The organism is Pseudomonas sp. NUPR-001, from assembly GCF_052147955.1.
Lineage (GTDB): Bacteria > Pseudomonadota > Gammaproteobacteria > Pseudomonadales > Pseudomonadaceae > Aquipseudomonas.
In genome coordinates this window covers 4629332-4650219 of record NZ_CP197353.1, presented here as the reverse complement: position 1 = coordinate 4650219, position 20888 = coordinate 4629332, and the positions used below count along the sequence as shown (strand labels likewise).

The following is a 20888-nucleotide window of genomic DNA, read 5'->3' as shown; positions in this document are numbered from 1 at the left end:
GCCAAGGATCTGGGCGCCGCTCGAGTCTGAGTTCGAACTCAGCAAAGGACTATAACAATGGCTCTCAGTAAAGAAGTGCCGGAGTTTGACATCGACGATGAAGTGCTCCTGATGGAGACGGGCATCGTTTTGGAAACGGATGTGGTGTCAGACGAACCTGCTGTACCTTCGGTTCGGACCAGGGCTAAACAAGGCTCTTCGCTCAAGCAGCACAAGTACATCGATTATACTCGGGCGCTTGATGCAACCCAGTTGTACCTCAATGAAATCGGCTTTTCGCCTTTGCTGTCGCCAGAGGAAGAAGTCCATTTTGCGCGCTTGTCGCAAAGTGGTGATCCGGCCGGCCGCAAGCGCATGATCGAAAGTAACCTGCGGCTGGTGGTGAAAATCGCCCGGCGCTATGTCAATCGCGGGCTTTCGCTGCTGGACCTGATCGAAGAGGGCAACCTGGGCCTGATTCGTGCGGTCGAGAAGTTTGACCCTGAACGTGGTTTCCGTTTCTCTACCTACGCCACTTGGTGGATCCGGCAAACCATCGAACGGGCGATCATGAACCAGACCCGTACCATCCGCTTGCCCATTCATGTGGTCAAGGAACTCAACGTTTACCTGCGCGCGGCGCGCGAACTCACCCAGAAGCTCGATCACGAACCGTCCCCGGAAGAGATCGCCAGCCTGCTGGAGAAGCCCGTTGGTGAAGTCAAGCGCATGCTGGGGCTCAACGAGCGCGTGTCGTCGGTAGACGTGTCTTTGGGGCCAGATTCAGACAAAACCCTGCTCGATACCCTGACTGACGATCGCCCCACCGATCCCTGCGAACTGCTTCAGGACGATGACTTGTCCCAGAGCATTGACCAATGGCTGGGTGAACTGACCGACAAGCAGCGTGAGGTGGTGATTCGCCGCTTCGGTCTGCGCGGGCATGAAAGCAGTACCCTGGAAGATGTAGGGCTGGAGATCGGTCTGACCCGTGAGCGGGTTCGGCAGATTCAGGTCGAGGGCCTCAAGCGTCTGCGCGAGATCCTTGAGAAGAACGGCCTGTCCAGTGAGTCGTTGTTTCAGTAAGCGGTAAGCTACACGCTATAGGCAGTAAGCATGCTGCAGCAAAGAACGCCTCGATATGATCGAGGCGTTTTTGTTTGTGTCGGCAACGCGTCCTGGTTTGGATATGTCCTGTCGTTGCAGCGGAAACATCCGGGTTTAGCCAAAAGCAGCCAGCGAGGTTGCTACTGTTGTTTTCCATGTAGGCTTTTGCTTACTCGTTATGTAAGCCATTGCTATAGGTTCTAGTAAATCGTTGTCGTTTCCAGTGTGAGTTTTTTTGTAGCTGCTTGATAGATAAGAGATTTTTACTTTGTTGCAGTTGGGTTTCTGCAGCTTTTTGAGAGCTTTGGCCCGTTGCCGGAATTACTGCAGTCGCTAGTATCTGAACTGTGTCTACGGACTGACACAGGCTTTCAAGGATGACGGCCAAGGACATCGCAGGACGCGATTCATCAGGACGATGACAGGGAATAAAGGGACTACGGAAAAAATGTGGGCGGGTCAAACCGCCCCTTTTTTTTGGGTTTTTCACGGATTTCCGGGAAAGGATTGGCTTTGGCTTTGAGGGTTGCGAGCTTATCCAATTGCTGTGGTGGCACCACTGGACCCTTCCGCCCTTACGGCGGCCTACTTTTTCTTGGAAAAGTAGGCAAACCGCTCGCTCCTGCATCCGGCCCTACGCTGCGCTCCGGGTTCCCTCGCTCCGGCATTGCTCCCGCGAGGACCGCGCTAACGGGCCATCCATGGCCCGAAGCGCTTGACGGGCTCCTGCCCGTCACCTCACTCCGCAATACCTCCACTCAGCCTCCTGAAGTCGCAAATCGCGGCGCCTGAACTAACGCGCACGCAAAGCAAATGCAAAAACAAAGCGACAAGCGACAAACCTACAAGTCCCCCAACCGTAACTTAGCGACTTCAGGAGACCGAGTGGAGGTGACTGGAGGGCTTGTCGCGGTGGGAGCGGGCTTGCCCCGCGATCGCGTTTCGCCAATGACACTGCATCGCGGGGCAAGCCCGCTCCCACAGCCGCATAAAAAAAGGCCCTCGAAGGGCCTTTTTTGATCCGCAGCGCTTAGCGCTCCAGGTCGGCAATCTTGCCTGGCTTGCCATCCCACTCTTCAGCGTCCGGCAGGGCGTCCTTACGCTCGGTGATGTTTGGCCAGATCTCTGCCAGCTCGGCATTGAGCTCGATGAAGTTTTCCATGCCGCTTGGCACTTCGTCTTCCGAGAAAATGGCTTGGGCAGGGCATTCAGGCTCGCACAGTGCACAGTCGATGCACTCATCCGGGTGAATGACCAGGAAGTTCGGGCCTTCGTAGAAGCAGTCCACCGGACAGACTTCTACGCAGTCGGTGTACTTGCACTTGATGCAGTTGTCGGTGACGACGAAGGTCATTTCTAATTCTCTCCTCAGGCGACGGCAGCGATACCCATCCAGACAGGGTCGCTCGGTTTGGTCCTTCGGCTGCAGGCCAGGCTAGTAACCTGCAGCACCACCAAACCGCGCGGGATTCTATCAGCTTGTGCGGGCTCGCGTTATAACAGAGTCTTTAGTGTATAGAGCATTTCGATAGCTTGACGCGGCGTCATGTTGTCCAGGTCCAGCTTCCCAAGCTTCTCGATGGCTGGGTGAGGCAGGCTGGCAAACAGGTCGCTTTGGTGCGGTACATCAGCTGCACCTTTGGGTGCAGCAGGCATTTCATGTGGCAGGCTGGCGGTTTCCAGACGGCCAAGATGCTCACGTGCACGCTGGATCACCGGCGTCGGCACACCGGCCAATTGCGCCACTGCCAGGCCGTAGCTCTGGCTGGCCGGCCCTGGCAGCACGTGGTGCAGGAACACGATCCGTTCGTTGTGTTCGGTGGCGTTCAGGTGCACGTTGGCCACCAGCGGTTCGCTTTCCGGCAGCACGGTGAGTTCGAAGTAGTGCGTGGCAAACAGGGTGTAGGCGCGCAATTGAGCCAAACGCTCTGCCGCCGCCCAGGCCAGCGACAGGCCGTCGAAGGTACTGGTACCGCGGCCGACTTCGTCCATCAGCACCAAGCTGCGGTCGGTGGCGTTGTGCAGGATGTTGGCGGTTTCGCTCATCTCGACCATGAAGGTCGAACGCCCACCGGCCAGGTCATCGCTGGAGCCGATACGGGTGAAGATCCGATCGACCAGTGACAACTCGCAACTGGCGGCCGGGACGAAGCTGCCAATGTGGGCCATCAGCACGATCAGTGCAGTCTGGCGCATGTAAGTAGACTTACCGCCCATGTTTGGGCCGGTGATCACCAGCATGCGGGTGTTGTCGTCCAATGCCAGGTCGTTGGCCACGAACGGCGTCGTCAGCACTTGCTCGACCACCGGGTGGCGGCCCTGGGTGATGCGCATGCACGGCTCATCGACGAACGACGGGCAGTTCAGGTCAAGGTTCAGCGCGCGCTCGGCGAGGTTGCTCAGTACATCCAGTTCGGCCAGGGCTGCTGCGGTGTCCTGCAGCGGCGCCAGGTGGCCGATCAGGGTCTCGAGCAGGGCGTCGTAGAGCATCTTCTCGCGGGCCAGGGCGCGGCTTTTGGCCGACAGCGCCTTGTCTTCGAAGGTTTTCAGCTCCGGGGTGATAAACCGCTCGGCACCCTTGAGGGTCTGGCGGCGAATGTAGTCAGCCGGTGCCTGTTCGGCCTGCTTGCTGGGCAGTTCGATGAAGTAGCCGTGCACGCGGTTGTAGCCGACTTTCAGGTTGGCAAGACCGGTGCGAGCTTTCTCGCGGGCTTCCAGGTCGATCAGGAACTGGCCAGCGTTCTCGCTCATCGCCAGCAGCTCGTCCAGCTCGCTGTCGTAGCCGGTCTTGAGCACGCCGCCGTCGCGGATTACCGCTGGCGGGTTGTCGATGATGGCCTTTTCCAGCAGGTCGGCCAATTCCGGGTAGGTGCCGGTAATGGCGGCGAGGCGCGCCAGGTGTGGCGCTTCCAGCTCAGCCATGGCGTTCTGCAACTCAGGCAGCGCACCGAGGGCGTCGCGCAGGCGCGCCAGATCCCGAGGGCGGGCGTTACGCAGGCCGATACGGGCGAGGATCCGCTCGAGGTCGCCGATTTCCTTGAGCTGCGGTTGCAGTTTCTCAAAGCGGTAGCTATCGAGCAGGCAGCGAATCGAACCTTGCCGGGCTTGCAACACTTTCAGGTCGCGCAATGGGCGGTTCAGCCAGCGGGTCAGCAAACGGCTGCCCATGGCGGTCTGGCAGCGGTCGATGACCGACTGCAGGGTGTTGTCGCGGCCCCCAGCCAGGTTTACATCCAGCTCAAGGTTGCGGCGGCTGGCGCCGTCGAGCACTACGGTGTCGTCCAGGCGCTCATGCTTGAGGCTGCGCAGGTGGGGCAGGGCGGTGCGTTGGGTTTCCTTGGCGTAGCCCAACAGGCAACCGGCGGCGCCGATCGCCAGCGTCAGCTTCTCGCAACCGAAGCCTTTGAGGTCTTGGGTTGCGAACTGCTGGCAGAGGCTTTTGCGGGCCGAGTCACGGTCGAAATCCCACGGCGCACGACGGCGGGCGCCGCGGCGTTTCTCTGCCGGCAGGCCTTGTGGCCAGTCGTCTGGAATAAGCAACTCCACCGGGTTGATGCGCTCAAGCTCAGCGAGCAGGTTTTCCCAGCCTTTGATCTCCAGCACAGAGAAGTTGCCGCTGGTGATATCCAGTACGGCCAGGCCGAACAGACGCTCATCACCCAGCACCGCGGCAATGAGGTTATCGCGGCGCTCATCGAGCAAGGCTTCGTCGCTGACGGTGCCGGGGGTGATAATCCGCACCACCTGACGTTCCACCGGGCCTTTGCTGGTTGCCGGATCGCCGACCTGTTCGCAGATCACCACCGATTCGCCCAGCTTCACCAGCTTGGCCAGGTAGCCCTCGGCTGCGTGAAAGGGAATGCCACACATGGGGATCGACTGGCCCGCCGATTGCCCGCGGGCCGTCAGGGTAATGTCCAGGAGTTTTGCGGCCTTCTTCGCATCTTCATAGAAGATCTCGTAGAAGTCGCCCATGCGGTAGAACATCAGCTGATCCGGGTGCTGGTTTTTCAGCTTCCAGTACTGCTGCATCATCGGGGTGTGTGCGGAAAGATCGCTCATTACAGAAACTTGGCTCGCAGCGTCGTTAAGACCAAAGGCAAGCGCGCAATGTTACAGGGATTTTGCGCCGGATGCCGAGGCCAACACCCCCGCTGTGACCATTTGTCCATGCATTCAGCTGCATATCGGCAATTGCATTTTGCATAAAGCGCCCGCATTATGCAGATTATGCAAAAACGCAACGTAGCTTCCGTCTTAAGAGCACTGCTCGACCGCCACGGTATCTCCCCCACGGAGTTGCACCGGCGTACCGGCGTGCCGCAATCCACCTTGTCGCGCATTCTCAGCGAGAAGATCGTCGATCCTTCCGACAAGCATGTGTCGAAAATCGCCGAGTACTTCGGCGTGAGCACCGATCAACTGCGCGGCCGCGTCGAGCTTGGCGAGAGTCGCGAAGCTCCGCTAACCCGCAGTCATGCCGAGTTGCACGATATCAGCCTGTGGGATGACGACACCCCCATCGAGGACGATGAGGTTTCCATTCCGTTTCTTCGCGAGGTCGAGTTGGCAGCAGGATCAGGACGATTCGTCATCGAAGAAAGCGAGAAAGCCAGCCTGCGCTTCGGCAAGCGCAGCCTGCGTCACAATGGCGTGCAGTTCGACCAGGCCAAGTGCGTCACCGTGCGTGGCAACAGCATGCTGCCGGTATTGCGCGACGGCGCCACGGTTGGGGTGAACGCTGGCAAGAGCGGCATTGGCGATATCGTTGATGGTGACTTGTACGCCATCAATCACAACGGTCAGTTGCGGGTCAAACAGCTCTATCGCCTGCCAACCGGCATTCGCCTGCGCAGCTTCAATCGTGAAGAACATCCGGACGAGGACTACAGCTTCCAGCAGATGCAGGAAGAGCAGATCAGCATCCTCGGTCATGTGTTCTGGTGGGGCATGTACGCTCGCTGAACTGCCCGCAGATCATCAGAAACCCGCTTAGGCGGGTTTTTTTTCGTCTGCTGAAAAGTGCTGCAAGCCCTACGGCATAAGGACTACATGCATATTTGCATTTTCCCATGCATAAATGTTTCCATAAATGCATTGACTGCATATGCATCAGTGCATAATCTTTGTCTCAAGCCGGTCGACACCGGCAGTGACAAAGGCAGCGATGAACAGGCCTGAACTGTTCAGAGGGTTGGCAACTGACCCGGGTGTGCAGCGTAAAGCACCGTAAACAGTTATCCGGCGGGCAGGCGGCCGCGGTCGGAAGAACAACATGAAGCGGAACGGTCCAGCGCACCAGTCGTGGCGGGCGGTTCATCAACGCATTACTGAAAAGCCTGGCGAACCGGGCTTTTTGGAATGCCGAGAAATCGGTTGCACAACAACGGCGATGGGCGAAATCCCATGCGCCATTGCATAAGGAGACAGGGCAGTGACAAACGAGCAACAGACGTTACTGGAAATGCCGATCTGGCTGGTGATCATCCTCGCTTTGCTGGGTGGCCTTTCCGGAGAAATGTGGCGTGCAGACAAAGCCGGCACCCGAGGCTGGGCGCTGTTTCGCCGCCTGCTTTTACGTTCGGGGGCCTGCATGGTCTGCGGCGTATCCACGGTGATGCTGCTGTATGCCAGCGGCATGTCGATCTGGACAGCTAGTGCTTTTGGTTGCCTGACGGCGATGGCCGGGGCGGATGTGGCGATCGGCTTGTATGAGCGTTGGGCGGCGAGGCGCTTGGGGGTCGAAGCGCAGCCTTCTGAGTTCCATAAACAAGGCACAAAGGAGTGAGGTGCTCGCGGCCTGGTGACACCGTTGGCCAATCAATCCTGCGCCGCGCGCCTCCACACTGGCCGTTGCGACTGTCGCCCAGGAGGGCATATGAACGAACTGACGACATTACATGAAGCGATTACCGCTGCTATCAAGGTCGCTATTCCGACGCTTGAGACGGTTGGCGCTTATGCGGTAGCCGACGCCTCCACAGTCCTGCCCGCGTTGCTCTTCGCCATCACCGGCCTTGAGCCAGGCGTAGATCCGGGCGATGGCCGCTCGGGCATCAGCGCAGGCTTCGAGGCCCGTATCTTGGTTGACCCAGCCAGTGCGCAGGCACCCTTGCTGGCTGTCACTCTGGCAAGCGAACTTGCCGTGTTGCTGCGCAAGCAGTTCTGGGCGTTGGACTTTGTTGAAGGTGCCACGAATGTGCGCGCAGTGCCCGCTGTAGCAATGCCGGCGACGACCTGGCTGGTGCAATGGCAGCAAGTGGTGCGCTTGGGTGCTGTGTCCTGGCCATGGCCCGATGAGCCAGGGCCATTGGCTTTTGCTTTCAGCCCGGATACCGGTCCTGGCAACGAAGACGCTTACCAGTCACCGGAGGACTTGGCATGAGCTACGCCAGTGCCGCCCATGATCGAATGCTGGCTGCAATGATCATCCCTTGCCAGGTGGTTGGGGTCGATCTTGCCGCTGCCAGGGTACGGGTATCCGACGGTGCCGGCTGGACCAGCGCCTGGGTCCGCTGGCACAGCCAGGCCGCAGGTAAAGCGCGGCACTGGCGCTCACCCAGCCTCGGTGAACAAGGCGTTCTACTAAACCCCAGCGGAGAGCCTGCTCAAGGCACCTTTATTCCGGGCCTGTACGGCAATGCTGGTGATCCCGCGGATAACCGCGACCACGTTGAGGTGTGGCGTTTCGAAGACGGTGGCTCGCTGGTCTACGACTGGCAAGCCAACAGCTACACCATCGATCTGCCCACGGGCACCCTGACCCTCAAGGTTGGCGCCAGCTCGGCAGTGGTTACCGCCAATTCCATCGAGGCCAAAGCCACCCACATTACCTTGACCGGTGAGGTGCAGATCAACGGGCTTTTACGGGTAACCGGCGACATCCTTGGCGCGGGAAAGATCATCGACACCGCTGGCAACAGCGCCAACCACAAGCACTGAACTCAGCCCGCCAATGCGGGCTTTTTTACGCCTGGAGAAATCATGTCCAGAACAATGAAGGAGTAACCCGATGATCGGAGTGAATCGCCGCACCGGTGCCTCGCTGTCGGGCATCGAGCATGTGCGTCAATCGATTGAAGACATTCTGACCACCCCGCTGAGCAGCCGCCGCATGCGCCCGGACTATGGCAGCGCGCTGCGGCGCTTTGTCGATCTGCCCGTCAATGACGGCTGGAAAAGTGCGGTACAAGCCGAAGTAGCCAGGTCCCTCAGCCGTTGGGAGCCACGCCTGAAACTTGAGACGGTGCGGGTGTTGGCGGTGGTTGGCGGGCAGATCACCCTGCAGCTCAATGGGCAGTACCTGGGTGACAGCCAGACGCTGGAGGTAATGGCATGAGTAGCCTGGATCTTTCGGCGTTGCCCGCGCCACAGGTACTGGAAGACCTCGATTTCGAGGACATCTTCCAGGAGGACCTGAGCACTTTTCGCTCACATATGGGCGACAACTGGGACGCACTGCTCGAGAGCGATCCGGTGACCAAGCTGTTGGAAGTCGGTGCTTATCGCAAGCTGCTTAATCGCGCACGGGTCAACGATGCGGCCAAGTCTCTGCTGTTGGCTTATGCGCAAGGCAGTGACCTCGACCATCTGGCGGCCAATGTGCACCTGCAGCGGTTGGTGGTCCAGCCCCAGGACTTGAGTACGGTGCCACCAACCCCGCAAGTGCTCGAGGAAGATGATGCGCTGCGCGAGCGTATTCAACTGGTTTACGAAGGGTTGACCACGGCCGGGCCACGCAACAGCTACATCCTGCATGCCCGCAATGCTTCTGGCTTAGTGGCCGATGCTACGGCGCAGAGCCCGTCGCCTGCTGTTGTGGTGGTAACTGTGCTGGCACTGGAGGGCAATGGCGTGGCCGGGGCTGCGCTACTGGAAACCGTGCGCGCCGCACTAAACGATGACGACGTGCGACCAGTGGCAGACCGACTGACGGTGCAGAGCGCTGCGATCTTGCCGTACCGCATCAATGCCGTGGTGCACATGAGCGGCAATGGCCCGGAAATCGAAGCTACCCTGGCCGAGTGCAAGCGCCGTCTGCAGGCCTGGGTCAATCCTCGGCGGCGTTTGGGCGTTGAAGTCGCACGCTCAGGGGTAGACGCTCAACTGCATATCAATGGCGTCAGCCGGGTTGATCTGAACGACTGGACCGATCTGCGCCCGACCCTGGCGCAAGCCGCCTGGTGTGAAGCGATCACCGTGACGCGAGGAGGCTGACATGAACAGCTTGCTCCCGCTCAACAGCACTGAACTCGAGCGCGCCATCGAGGCGGCGAGTGCGGAAATCACCGACATACCCTTGCATGCACTGTACAACCCGGACACTTGTCCACCTCACCTGTTGCACCAACTGGCCTGGGCCTGGTCGGTGGATCGCTGGGACGAAGCCTGGCCTGACAGCATCAAGCGCTCGGTGATTCGCTCGGCCTTCAACGTACATGCCCACAAAGGCACCATCGGCGCCTTGCGCCGGGTGGTGGAACCGTTCGGCTACCTGATTGAGGTTGAAGAGTGGTTTCAGACTCAGCCTCAAGGCGTGCCTGGCACCTTTGCCTTGAAAATTGGTGTCTCTGACGCCGGCATCAGCGACGAAACCTACCAGGAACTGACCTGGCTGATCGATGACGCCAGGCCCGTCAGCAGACACATGACCGGGCTGGTCATCAGCCTGGAAACCGCCGGTGCCCTGTACATGGGCACCTCACTCTATGACGGCGACACGCTCGACATCTACCCGCCTGCAGCCACAGACATTGCAGTGACCGGCAGCATCGGGCGCGGCGGCCGAGAGCACACCATTGACTATATGGACATCTACTAATGGTCGATCAGACTTCTCAGTTCTATGCGCTGCTCACCAACGTGGGCGCAGCGAAACAAGCCAACGCTGATGCGTTGGGTATTCCCTGGAAAATTACCCAGATGGCCGTTGGCGACGGTAACCCGAACGGCGTCGAGAACCCGGCGCTGCCAATGCCCGATGCCGCAGCCCGGGCCTTGCTCAATGAATGGCGCCGGGCTCCGCTCAATCAGCTCAAGGTCGACGACAAAGACAGCTCGATCATTGTGGCTGAACAGGTGATTCCGGCAGACGTCGGTGGCCGCTGGATTCGTGAGATCGCGTTGTACGACGCCGATGGCGATATGGTTGCGGTGGCCAACTGTGCGCCGACCTACAAGCCGCTGCTCAGTCAGGGCTCAGGCCGTACTCAAGTGGTGCGGATGAACCTGGTGGTGAGTAGCGCCAGCAATGTGCAGTTGAAGATTGATCCGAGCGTTGTACTGGCTACCCGTGAGTGGGTTACCGAGGAACTGGCCAAGCAGGATTTCAAACATTCGGTGTTGGTGGCTACCACGGCGGCTATCACGTTGAGTGGGCTGCAGACCGTCGATGGGGTGGCGCTGACGGCGGGGGCGCGGGTGTTGGTCAAGCATCAGGCCGCTGCGAAAGACAATGGTCTGTATCAAGTGGTTGCGGGCGGCCCCTGGACCCGTTGCGCGGATGCGGGAGCGAGTGACAAAGTCACCCCCGGCCTGCTGGTGCTGGTGGAGAAGGGCTCTGTTAATGCCGACAGTGCCTGGCAGTTGGTGGCTGATGGCCCGGTCACGCTAGGTGTGACGGCGTTGGTGTTTGAAATGGCGTTTGGCCGCACCGGTGTTGCTGCGGGCACCTATCGAAGCGTTACGGTGGACGCTTATGGGCGCGTGGTGGCGGCAACCAATCCGACCACTGTCGCCGGTTATGGTCTGACTGACGTCTACACCAAAACCCACGTTGATCAAGCCTTGGCGCTCAAAGCTAACTTGGCGAGCCCAACTTTCACCGGATCGGTGAGTGTCCCGAACGTTGCGGCGGGTAACAACAGCCAGTTGGCAGCTAACACCGCATTTGTGCAGGCCGCTATTTCGGCGCTGGTGGGATCGTCGCCCGCAGCATTGGATACTCTTAAAGAGCTGGCTGACGCCCTCGGCAATGATCCTAACTTTGCCACGTCGATGACCAATTTGCTGGCCCTCAAGGCTCCTTTGGCAAGCCCGGCACTCACCGGAGCGCCCACCGTCCCGACATTGACGGGTACCGACATCAGCACCAAGATCGCCAACGCGGCTACGGTTCGGGCAATCTTGGCGCGATTCGGCTTGGGTAATGCGGCGTTCAGCTACACCGGCAATATTGATGAACTCGTGGACAACGGCGTGTACATGGTTTCAGCCGAGACCACTGGGGTGAAACCGATATACCCTGCCCCGCAAGGGGTCGGGCAGATCCCGAATGGCACTGTGCTCCATATGGAGCGTGGCAGCAGCAATATGGCCACCCAGCTTTGGGACTCCCTGGTCAACGCCATCGATCCGATTACATGTATGCGCACGCGTAACGCTAAAGGTGTCTGGACCAAGTGGGAGCAGATCACGACCGTTGAGCGGGTCCGGGCCTTACTCGATACCTATGGGCTTGGACCGGAGGCTGCCAACCAACCGCTAATTACCGACTTTAGCGTCGATTTGCGGCCTGGGCTGTACCGCGCGTTTTCATCGAATAACTCTCAAGCCAGTATTGGAGGTCCAGCGGATACTGGAGATACATCAATGTCGGTTGTGGTGGGTGGTGGTTACAGTAACCCGGGCTACAAAACGTTCATTGCGATCATCAACACTTACGCGGTTACCAGAGTGTTCGTGGGAGTGAAAATTACTGCCGGCGTACAGCCGACATGGACTGAAATTACCCAGCACTCGCACCTGCCTTTTCGTGGCACGCTGGGCTACAGAGCAGCCGGTGTATTCAACTGGGCTGTCCCCGTGGGAGTTAAAAAGGCCTGGGTCACTGTGATCGGCGGCGGTGGTGGTGGCGGGCGTTCCGGTACAGCCAATATGGGGTCCGGCGGGGGGGGGGGGGGGCGGCTTTGCGCAGAAACTAGTTAACCTCGACGGAATTTCTTCGGTGACGGTTACCGTCGGCGACGGCGGTGCCGGTGCTACGGTGGCTGGTGGAGTGGGTGAATCCGGTGGCACGTCGTCGTTCGGCACTATCTTCTCCGCGACCGGCGGGACTGGCGGAATGGGTGTAGGCAACTCCGTTTCAAATGGGCCTGGGCCCGGCGGCGGGGGCATTGGTGGGGACTACAACACGGGAACCGGCCCCGGTCACGTGAGTTATGGGACCTGGGGCGGCTCCGGCGGCGGCGCGGGCGCGCGCGCTACACAAGGCAACAATCCGGGCACCCAAGGCGGCGCCGGTGGTGGCGGTGGATCTGGCGCCACTTATGGCTATAACGGCGGCGCCGGTGGCGCTGGCACCGTACTTATTCAGTGGTGATAATTATGTGGGCACGAGTAGAAAACGGCATCGTCATGGAAGTGACGGACATTGACCCCGAGGGGCGTTTTCATCCTGACCTGAAATGGTGGCCGTGCTCGGCAGAAGTTCTGCCGGGATGGCTGTTCGAAAATGATGTGTTTTCCGAGCGGGTTGCTGGCTTGTCGGAGCTGGCCACCGCTGAACGTCAGTGGCGTGATGGTGAGTTGGCGTCTCGACAGTGGCTGCGAGATCGCCATCGTGACGAACAAGAAATCAGCAGGCCAACGACTTTGAGCAGTGAGCAATTTATGGATCTGCTGGCCTACTTACAGACACTGCGCGACTGGCCGCAATCGCAGAATTTCCCCGACGTTGAACTACGTCCCACGGCGCCACTTTGGCTAGCCGAACACATCCAATAACGCCCCGCACCCACGGGGCGTTTTCTTTTCCGCAACACCACACCAGGCCCCGCACCGCGGGGCCTTCGCATTTCTGGAGATTTATTTATGAGTGGATTCTTCCACGGCGTTACCGTTACCAACGTCGACACCGGCGCGCGCACTATCGCACTGCCTTCTTCCTCGATCATCGGTCTGGTCGACACCTTCACCGAAGGCCCGACTGCCAGCGCCAAGGTCAATGATCTGGTGCTGATCACCAGCGAGCGTGAAGCTATCGCCGCCTTCGGTGCCGATGCAGCCATCACCAAGGCCTGCCAAGCGATCTATAGCCGCGCCAAGGCGGTCATCGTTGCCTGTGGCGTGGCCAAATTCGAGGATGCTGCCGAGCAAACCTCGGCGATCATCGGCGGAGTATTGGCCGATGGTAAGCGTACCGGTCTGCAGGCGCTGCTCGATGGCAAAAGCCGCTTCAACACTCAGCCTCGGCTGCTGGTTACACCCAAGCACAGCGCGACCCTGGCAATCGGCACCGCACTGGTAGCCCTGGCTGACAAGCTGCGTGGCCTGGCGATTCTCGATGGCCCTAACACCACCGATGAAGCGGCGATTGCCTATGCCGAAAACTTCGGCGCCAAGCGCGCGTTCCTGGTCGATCCAGGCGTGCAGTACTGGGACACCACCGCAGATGCCACCGTCGATGCACCAGCCTCGGCCTGGGTCGCCGGTCTGTTTGCCTGGACCGACACTGAGTATGGCTTCTGGGCTTCGCCATCGAACAAAGAGTTTGTCGGCCTCACCGGCACCAGCCGCTCCATCGAGTATCTGGATGGCGACGCCACCTGCCGGGCCAACCTGCTCAACAACGCCAACATCACCACCATCATTCGTGATGACGGCTACCGCCTGTGGGGCAACCGCACCCTGAGCAGCGATCCGAAATGGGCATTCGTCACCCGCGTGCGGACCATGGACATCGTCATGGACGCAATCCTCTACGGCCACAAGTGGGCAGTCGACCGATCGATCACCGCGACCTACGTCAAGGACGTGACCGAAGGTCTGCAGGCGTTCATGCGTGATCTGAAGGCCCAGGGCGCAATCATCAATTTCGAGGTGTTCGCCGACGCCGAGCTCAACACCGCCAGCCAGCTGGAGCAGGGCAAGGTGTACTGGAACATCCGCTTCACCGACGTGCCGCCTGCCGAAAACCCGAATTTCCGTGTCGAGGTCACCAACCAGTGGTTGACCGAAGTCCTCGACCAAGCCGCTTAATCAAGGAGCAACAACCATGGCAATGATTCCCGAAACCCTGGCCAACCTGAACCTGTTCGTCGATGGCGTCAGCTTCCAGGGCGATGTACCCAGCCTGACCCTGCCCAAACTGACCCTGAAGATGGAAGAGCACCGTGTCGGCGGCATGGACATGCCGATCGAACTCGACATGGGCATGGAAAAGCAGGAAGCCGGTTTCGTCACCACCGGCGTGCGTCGCGAGTCGCTGAAGTTCTTCGGCCTGGCCGACGGCTCGTCGTTCAGCGGTACCTTCCGCGGTGCCTTCAAAGGCCTCAAGGGGCGTGTCACGCCGGTCGTCGTGACCCTGCGCGGAGCCCTCAAAGAAGTCGACATGGGCGACTGGAAGGCAGGCGACAAGGCTGAGATCAAACACAACGTGGCGCTGACCTACTACAAGTTGGAAGTGGACAGTCAGCTGATTTACGAAATTGATCCGCTGGGTATGAAGCGCGTCATCAATGGCGTTGATCAACTCGCCGCGCAACGCTCGGCCCTGGGCCTGTAAGGAGGCTGTATGAGCCAGGCAAACAAGACCCCAGGCTGGTTGAGCGTGAGTGCCGAACGTGTAGTCGTGACACTGAGCAAACGCTCCGAAGCCAACGGCGTGCAGGTTGACAGCCTGTCGCTGCGTGCGCCAACGGTGCGTGACATTCGTGCGGCGCAATCGACGGCCAATAACGATGATGAACAGCGCGAACTGAACCTGTTCGCCTCGTTGGCCGAAGTCGGTATCAAGGATCTGGAAGGGCTTGCCCTGAAGGACTACAGCCGTTTGCAGGCCGGTTATTTTCGTCTGGTGCAAGACGACGAGGTTTGACCCCGCCGTGCAGAGAGCGGCGGCAAAGCGGCTCGCCAAAGAGCTGAACTTTTCCGCCGCCGAAATCATGACCATGTCGTTCAGCGACATGGTCTGGTGGCTCACGGATTAAGCCGGTGACCTGGCGATAGGGGGAGCAGATGGTAAGGAGTTTCATATCGACACTGGAGCTGGGTGCCTCCGTTATCTTCACGATAGGTATCGCGCTCAAACGGGTCGAAGACCAGATCAAGAAAAACACCCAGGTGTTGGAAAGAATATCCGCCGAAGGATTACGCCTGCCTGACCAGATGAAACCTGCAGCGGCGGGCAGCTGTTGCGGATTGGCGGAGTTGCGACCTTATCTGGACACAACACTGAGTCTGCTTGAACAGCAATTGATCGCGCTGCGCAAGCCGCAGCCAGTGCTGGTGCAGGAGGGCAGTAGCGGTTCGGCAACAACCGAGGCAACACCTGAAAGGGACAACCTGTCAGCCTTTGAGGGGCTGCCAATAGTCGGTCAGGCGATTACCTACGGGCGGGCGGCTTTGTTGCCCACTCAGATCAGTGCGCAGTTCCAGAAGATCATCCGTGATATCACCATCAGTGCGGGTCTGCCAAAGGATGAAAAGTCTTCTGCGCAAGGCGCAAGTGTGAAGGCTGATGGCGTAAAGATTTCGTTGACAGAGCAGGACGTGATTGCCGCGGTGAAGAAGATCACCACCGACACCGGGATGGAACGCAATCAGGCCGCGATGTTGATCAAACAGTTGTATGGCACGGGCATGGGGCTGGACAAAGCCCTGGAATACGCACCCGTGGCGGCGACGTTCTCAGTTGGGCAGGATGCCGCTATTGGGGACACTACGCGCTTGATCAGCGAACTGCTGAGTCACCCGAAAATAGCCGGGCCGGATGAGCTGAAAAGGGCACTGGAGATCATAGTGTCCCAGCGCAAGGGGTCGGGGGAGGGCGCTGCTGCTCCCCTTGCGGATGCGCAGCATCAGCAGTTGGATGCAACGTTTGAGAAGCCTCAAGTTGAGGGGGCTACCAGCATCCTTGACGCGGATATGGAGGCACGCCGAGACACTTCAGAGCGGCGCTTGAGCGAAGCGTCCGATGGTGTCGATAACGCGCTCCTCAGCCTGGGGGATTCCGTTCGGCCGTTATCGGACTGGGTGGCTGGGGTCGTCGAAGAAAAGGCAAACGCATTCGCCCAAGCGCCGGATGCAGTCAAATGGCTGACTGTCGGTGTGGCAGCGCTTGGCACGACATTGCTGGCGCTCAAAGGCGGCACTGTCGTTCGCAGTCTGCTGGATAAGGTACGCCATCGGTTTAAAGGTTCGCCGATACCGGAGGAGGCAGTACAGGGCAGCCCTGAGACAAGCGCAGGTCCGACTAGTGCCTTTGCGTTCAACGATCCGCTTAATGTGTTCGTCGTCAACGCCAGTGACATCGGTTGTTGTACTGGCTTGCAAGAGAGGAAGCGAATTCGTCCTGTTCGGGACCGGCAGAACAAAGCTCACTCACAGGCTTCGAAAGTCCCGCCCTCTGGAAAAAGGCGACGTAGCGGAGTGGGGTTCGCACCGGCATCGGCTGGCGCTGTTTCTGCTCAACCGAGTAAGCAGGCAGCATCGGTTGGCAAAGTTGGCAGCCTGATCAATCGCTTTCGTCGCCCCGCGGTTCAGGAGGCCGGTGACAGGGTCATCTCCACGGCATTGACTGCGGGTACCGCAGAACAAAAAGCCGAGGGTTACGGTGCTGCGGCTGGCGGCTTGTTGGGATCGGTGATCGGTGGTGTTGTGGGCTCGGTTATTCCAGTGGTCGGAACGTCCATTGGTGTCATGCTTGGTGGTATGGCGGGCGATGCCATTGGCGGTTGGCTGGGCAAGCGCCTGGTGACGCCCAGCAGTGAGCAGCCATTAGCTGACAAGCCTACCGATAACGCACTGGCTGCAGCACGACCGGGCGATTTGGTGCGTTCACTGGCCAGCGCTGCACCTGAGAGTCAGGCCTTACCAATGCTGCTCAAAGCGAACCCTGAACTCGTTACGGCACCTGCGGTTAATCAGCAATTCACCTTCACGCCCAACATGCCCATCACTGTTCAAGGCAGCGTTTCCGATCCCACTCAGCTCGCGCAGAACTTGCAAGCCATGGTACGTCGTGAGCTGGAGGAACTGATGCGCATGGCGACTTCCCGGCAACTGTCCGACGTGCCGCATGTCTACGTTTAAGGAGCCCCCATGACTTACATGCAACAACTACAGTCAGCCCTGCGCCACGTGGTCAAGGCCGGAGAGGATGGGCGCCATAGCATCGACAAAGTGCTGGAACCCATGAATGGTGCCGTCAGCGACATCAAGGCGGTGGTTGCCGATCTGGAAGCCATCCCCTATGTCGGGCCGGTGATTGGCGCCAAGCTGCAACGCACCCTGCGCGCCATTGATACCGCACAAAAGACTGTGCAAAAGGTCGTGGACAAGTACAACCAAGGGTTGGCGAAGGTGGTCCAGGTGCAGGGACAGGTCCAGGTGTTCGGCGAGCAGGTCGCCAAGGCGGCGGCGAAGATCAATCAGATTGCCGGCAAGATCCATCCATCGCTGAGTAACATTTTGCCTGTCGGCAGCTTTATGCCCGATGTCACCCCGGCAGCGGAGGCGGTCAAACCCTTTCCTCATCTGTTGATCTTGCAACCGTTGGATGGCGTGTCGCCCGCTTATTACTTCAACCTCGACACCGCCGCATTCGAAGAGCTGCGTCGGCAGACCAGTTTTCGCTGGGTCGGGCAAGAGCGCCTGACGCGCAGCGCTGCCCAGCAGGCAGTGAGTCTTGGGGAGGAAAAAATCAACATCCGCGGCGCAGTGTTTCCAGCGCTCAAAGGCGGGCTTGGCCAGCTGCAGACACTGCGCAGCTTCGGCCGACTGTTACGCCCGTTGAGCCTGGTGACGGGCTACGGTCAGGTGTTGGGTAATTGGTGCCTGACCAGCATCGACGAAGAACAGCGCTACCTGCTGGCCGGCGGCATCCCGCGTAAACAAGGTTTCACCCTGGAGTTTGTGAGCTATGGCGACGATCTGCAGAACCTCTGAAGGGGATGTACTCGACACCCTGTGTCAGCACTTCTACGGGCACCTGAACGGTAGCGTCGAAGCGGTGCTCAACGCCAACCAAGGCCTGGCTGACCAGGCCCAACCATTGCGTGCCGGCATTCTGATTCTGCTGCCAGAATTGCCCATCGCCAGTGATGCCACGGTTCAGTTATGGGATTGACGGCCTGCTCATTTTTACCGCTACCGAACCCCGCCATGTGCGGGGTTTGCTTTTCTGGAGCCTGAGCCATGCAACCCGTTTTTCGAATCATCGCTGATGGCAACGACATCACCACGTTGATCAACGACCGATTATTGTCACTGCGAACAACCGATAAACCGGGCATGGAGTCGGACGATTTCGAGCTGCGTATCGATGACCGAGACGGCGCCGTGATGTTACCCGCGCGCGGGGCGGTCATTGAAATTCACTTGGGGTACGCCGGCCAGACACTGACCCGTCTGGGGCGCTACACCGTGGATGAAGTCGAGCTGTCCGGGCCACCCGATAGCGTGATTATCCGGGGCAAGGCCAGTGACATGCGCGGCACCGGCAAGACCATACGCAGCGGCAGTTGGGAGGATGTTCCATTGCTGCAGGTTGTGCGTGACATCGCCGCGCGCAATGGCTGGCAACCGGCGTGCCCGGTGCAGACCCGATTGCAGCGGGTCGATCAGTTCAATGAGTCCGATTTCAACTTCATTACCCGCCTGGCCAAGCAATACGACTGCACGGCCAAGCTCGCCAATGGCACCTTGCTGGTGCTGCCGCGCCAGGGCGGGCACAGCGCAAACGGCAAGGCTCTGGGGATTGTCGGCCTGCGCCGCGCGGATGTCACCCATTGGCAGATTCGTCTGGCGGACAAGGGCACATACAAGGCCGTACAGGCCCGCCATCAAGACCCGCGCAATGGCCAGGCCAGGGTAATCGAACTGGCAAACGCCGACGCACCACAAGGGGCAGCGCCGGTGCATACCGACCGCCACCTTTACCCAGACAAGGCGTCGGCAGAGCAGGCTGCCAAAGCCCGGCTGGCAGCGCTCAATCGCAGTACTGCCAATGTGCGCCTGGAAATGCCGGGGCGTACCGATCTGTTTACCGAACGCAGCGTTGATCTCAAAGGTTTCAAGGCCGGGCTCGATGGTGAGTACCTGGTGGAGTCAGTGGAACAGGTGTTCAGCAACGCCGGCTGGACGACCACGGTCGAGTGCAATGGCGGCAAGCAGGGCAAAGCCAGGGCCAAGGGTACCAAGCCGCGCAAGTGAATGGATGGCCGATACAGAGGAGGTACATATGGACATTACTGAAAAAACACTGTTGTCGATTTTCCCCAATGCCCGCCAGCAAGCGGGCGTTTTTGTACCCGCGCTGAATGCCGCCATGCAGCGCTGGGAGATTGATTCGCCGCGACGCGTGGCGGCGTTTCTGGCGCAGGTCGGGCATGAGTCCGGCCAGTTGCGTTATGTCAAAGAGCTGGGCGGTGAGCGCTACCTGTCGCGTTATGACACCGGCAATCTCGCCTTGCGACTGGGCAATACACCTGAGGCCGATGGCGATGGCCAGCTGTATTGCGGCCGAGGCTTGATCCAGATTACCGGTCGCAACAACTACCATGCCTGCAGCATGGCGCTGTTTGGCGATGAACGATTGCTGGACTTACCGCAGCTACTGGAGCAGCCACGCTGGGCGTGCGAGTCGGCAGCCTGGTTCTGGCATTCGCGCGGGCTCAACGCTCTGGCCGACCGCGCGGAGTTCAACCGCATCACCCGTCACATCAACGGCGGGCTCAATGGTCTGGAGGATCGCCTGAAGCTCTGGGTGCGGGCTCGGGAAGTGCTGTGTTGAGGCGCTTGCCAGCGCTGTTGCTGGTGCTGCTGGTCTGCGCGCTGGTCTGGCAGGTGCAGGCATGGCGTTACGGCAAGCAGCTGGCGCAGCAAGCGCAGGCTCATGCTCTGGAGCGCCAGCAGCAGGCTGAAAACCTCGCGCGTCAACAGCTTGGCGAACGTCAGCAACGTCAGGTGTTGGAGCAGCAGATCCAGGCCAACGATCAATCCCATTATCAGGAGCTACTCGATGCTCAACAGGCTCAAGCTCGTCTGCGTGACCGCCTGGCTACTGCTGATCTGCGGCTGTCAGTCCTCCTGGGTGCCGACCCCGTTGCCGCTGTGCCAGCCACCTCCGCCGCCACCGGCATGGATCATGACCCCGTACGCGCCGGACTTGAGCCAGCGCATGCTCGACGAATTATCGCCATCACCGACCGGGGAGATCTGGGACTGATCGTTCTGCGTGCCTGTCAGGCGTATGTGCAAACGCTGCAACACTGAAGCTGTGTCGGCCAGCGCCTGCTGGTGTAGGGTAGGCAGCAATCTTTCCAGGAGCGTGCCATGGACCCGATCACTGCACTATCTGCCCGTTTGGGCGAACACCTGCGACGCTTCAAGGCCCAGGTGACCACGGCCGAATCCTGCACCGGCGGCGGTATTGCCGAGGCGATCACGCGGATTCCAGGCAGTTCGGCCTGGTTCGAAGCCGGCTATGTGACCTACTCCAATCAGCAGAAGACCCGCCAACTGCAGGTGCCGGAAAGCTTGTTCGGACAGGTCGGCGCGGTCAGCCAGGAGGTGGTCGAGGCCATGGTGCGTGGTGCCCAGGCGGCCAGCGGTGCGCGTTTCGCGGTAGCGGTCAGTGGCGTGGCCGGGCCAGACGGTGGTTCACCGGCAAAACCGGTGGGCACGGTGTGGCTGGCCTGGGCCGACGGCAACCATGTGAGCAGCGAGCGCAGGCACTTTGATGGTGACCGCGATGAGGTCCGCCGACAAACGGTAATCGCCGCGCTAGAGGGCTTGTTACAGCTTGGTGCAGAGTAAATCGCACATCGGGGGTAGGCGGGAACAAAAGCCTGTGGAATAAT

General features: G+C 59.7%; 23 protein-coding genes. 21 read left to right on the top strand and 2 right to left on the bottom strand.

Going from position 1 to position 20888, the window contains the following annotated elements; genetic code table 11:
* Nucleotides 1-57: 57 nt before the first annotated feature.
* Entirely contained in the window at nucleotides 58-1065 is a 1008-nt protein-coding gene (gene rpoS / locus ACP6KB_RS21320; protein WP_442109245.1) for an RNA polymerase sigma factor RpoS, read from the top strand.
* A gap of 1051 nt (nucleotides 1066-2116) precedes the next feature.
* On the opposite strand, the gene fdxA is transcribed toward rpoS, so the two are convergent.
* Entirely contained in the window at nucleotides 2117-2440 is a 324-nt protein-coding gene (gene fdxA, locus ACP6KB_RS21315) for a ferredoxin FdxA (protein ID WP_003252355.1), read from the bottom strand.
* A 140-nt stretch (nucleotides 2441-2580) separates the two neighbouring features.
* Nucleotides 2581-5148, bottom strand: a complete 2568-nt coding sequence (gene mutS, locus ACP6KB_RS21310) for a DNA mismatch repair protein MutS (RefSeq protein WP_442109244.1) — start codon at nucleotides 5146-5148, stop codon at nucleotides 2581-2583.
* Between the two features lie 159 nt (nucleotides 5149-5307).
* Between mutS and ACP6KB_RS21305 the strand changes: the two genes are divergently transcribed.
* From ACP6KB_RS21305 to ACP6KB_RS21210, 20 genes are all read left to right on the top strand, one after another.
* The gene (locus ACP6KB_RS21305; protein ID WP_442109243.1) at nucleotides 5308-6051 is read left to right on the top strand and encodes a LexA family transcriptional regulator; all 744 of its coding nucleotides are present in this window, start codon (nucleotides 5308-5310) and stop codon (nucleotides 6049-6051) included.
* A gap of 469 nt (nucleotides 6052-6520) precedes the next feature.
* Nucleotides 6521-6874: a phage holin family protein gene (locus ACP6KB_RS21300; protein ID WP_442109242.1), complete on the top strand. Its 354-nt coding sequence runs from the start codon at nucleotides 6521-6523 to the stop codon at nucleotides 6872-6874.
* A 90-nt stretch (nucleotides 6875-6964) separates the two neighbouring features.
* Entirely contained in the window at nucleotides 6965-7471 is a 507-nt protein-coding gene (locus ACP6KB_RS21295) for a hypothetical protein (RefSeq protein ID WP_442109241.1), read from the top strand.
* A complete protein-coding gene (locus ACP6KB_RS21290) occupies nucleotides 7468-8028 on the top strand; it encodes a phage baseplate assembly protein V (protein WP_442109240.1) in 561 nt (186 codons plus the stop codon). The genes ACP6KB_RS21295 and ACP6KB_RS21290 overlap by 4 nt, the downstream gene beginning before the upstream one ends.
* A gap of 70 nt (nucleotides 8029-8098) precedes the next feature.
* Nucleotides 8099-8425, top strand: coding sequence for a GPW/gp25 family protein (locus ACP6KB_RS21285; RefSeq protein WP_442109239.1), 327 nt, complete (start codon nucleotides 8099-8101; stop codon nucleotides 8423-8425).
* Nucleotides 8422-9303, top strand: a complete 882-nt coding sequence (locus ACP6KB_RS21280) for a baseplate assembly protein (RefSeq protein WP_442109238.1) — start codon at nucleotides 8422-8424, stop codon at nucleotides 9301-9303. The genes ACP6KB_RS21285 and ACP6KB_RS21280 overlap by 4 nt, the downstream gene beginning before the upstream one ends.
* Before the next feature lies 1 nt (nucleotide 9304).
* Complete coding sequence (locus ACP6KB_RS21275; protein ID WP_442109237.1) at nucleotides 9305-9907, top strand: phage tail protein I; 603 nt, start codon at nucleotides 9305-9307, stop codon at nucleotides 9905-9907.
* Entirely contained in the window at nucleotides 9907-12012 is a 2106-nt protein-coding gene (locus ACP6KB_RS21270) for a phage tail protein (RefSeq protein WP_442109236.1), read from the top strand. The genes ACP6KB_RS21275 and ACP6KB_RS21270 overlap by 1 nt, the downstream gene beginning before the upstream one ends.
* Nucleotides 12013-12238: 226 nt before the next feature.
* On the top strand, nucleotides 12239-12406 hold the full coding sequence (locus tag ACP6KB_RS21265) for a hypothetical protein (protein ID WP_442109235.1): 168 nt from the start codon (nucleotides 12239-12241) through the stop codon (nucleotides 12404-12406).
* A 5-nt stretch (nucleotides 12407-12411) separates the two neighbouring features.
* A complete protein-coding gene (locus tag ACP6KB_RS21260; RefSeq protein ID WP_442109234.1) occupies nucleotides 12412-12810 on the top strand; it encodes a phage tail assembly chaperone in 399 nt (132 codons plus the stop codon).
* A gap of 87 nt (nucleotides 12811-12897) precedes the next feature.
* Nucleotides 12898-14064 carry a phage tail sheath subtilisin-like domain-containing protein gene (locus tag ACP6KB_RS21255; protein ID WP_442109233.1) on the top strand — a complete coding sequence of 389 codons (1167 nt, stop codon included), beginning with the start codon at nucleotides 12898-12900 and terminating at the stop codon, nucleotides 14062-14064.
* Nucleotides 14065-14080: 16 nt separating this feature from the next.
* The gene (locus ACP6KB_RS21250; protein ID WP_442109232.1) at nucleotides 14081-14590 is read left to right on the top strand and encodes a phage major tail tube protein; all 510 of its coding nucleotides are present in this window, start codon (nucleotides 14081-14083) and stop codon (nucleotides 14588-14590) included.
* 9 nt (nucleotides 14591-14599) lie between these two features.
* A complete protein-coding gene (locus ACP6KB_RS21245; RefSeq protein ID WP_442109231.1) occupies nucleotides 14600-14902 on the top strand; it encodes a phage tail assembly protein in 303 nt (100 codons plus the stop codon).
* A gap of 140 nt (nucleotides 14903-15042) precedes the next feature.
* Complete coding sequence (locus ACP6KB_RS21240) at nucleotides 15043-17118, top strand: hypothetical protein (protein WP_442109230.1); 2076 nt, start codon at nucleotides 15043-15045, stop codon at nucleotides 17116-17118.
* Between the two features lie 9 nt (nucleotides 17119-17127).
* Nucleotides 17128-17973, top strand: a complete 846-nt coding sequence (locus ACP6KB_RS21235) for a phage tail protein (RefSeq protein ID WP_442109229.1) — start codon at nucleotides 17128-17130, stop codon at nucleotides 17971-17973.
* Complete coding sequence (locus ACP6KB_RS21230; RefSeq protein ID WP_442109228.1) at nucleotides 17948-18154, top strand: tail protein X; 207 nt, start codon at nucleotides 17948-17950, stop codon at nucleotides 18152-18154. The genes ACP6KB_RS21235 and ACP6KB_RS21230 overlap by 26 nt, the downstream gene beginning before the upstream one ends.
* A 68-nt stretch (nucleotides 18155-18222) precedes the next feature.
* Entirely contained in the window at nucleotides 18223-19239 is a 1017-nt protein-coding gene (locus tag ACP6KB_RS21225; protein WP_442109227.1) for a phage late control D family protein, read from the top strand.
* Nucleotides 19240-19267: 28 nt separating this feature from the next.
* Nucleotides 19268-19819 carry a glycoside hydrolase family 19 protein gene (locus ACP6KB_RS21220; protein ID WP_442109226.1) on the top strand — a complete coding sequence of 184 codons (552 nt, stop codon included), beginning with the start codon at nucleotides 19268-19270 and terminating at the stop codon, nucleotides 19817-19819.
* On the top strand, nucleotides 19816-20301 hold the full coding sequence (locus tag ACP6KB_RS21215) for a lysis protein (RefSeq protein WP_442109225.1): 486 nt from the start codon (nucleotides 19816-19818) through the stop codon (nucleotides 20299-20301). The genes ACP6KB_RS21220 and ACP6KB_RS21215 overlap by 4 nt, the downstream gene beginning before the upstream one ends.
* A gap of 60 nt (nucleotides 20302-20361) precedes the next feature.
* On the top strand, nucleotides 20362-20844 hold the full coding sequence (locus tag ACP6KB_RS21210) for a CinA family protein (protein WP_442109224.1): 483 nt from the start codon (nucleotides 20362-20364) through the stop codon (nucleotides 20842-20844).
* The last annotated feature ends 44 nt before the right edge of the window (nucleotides 20845-20888 follow it).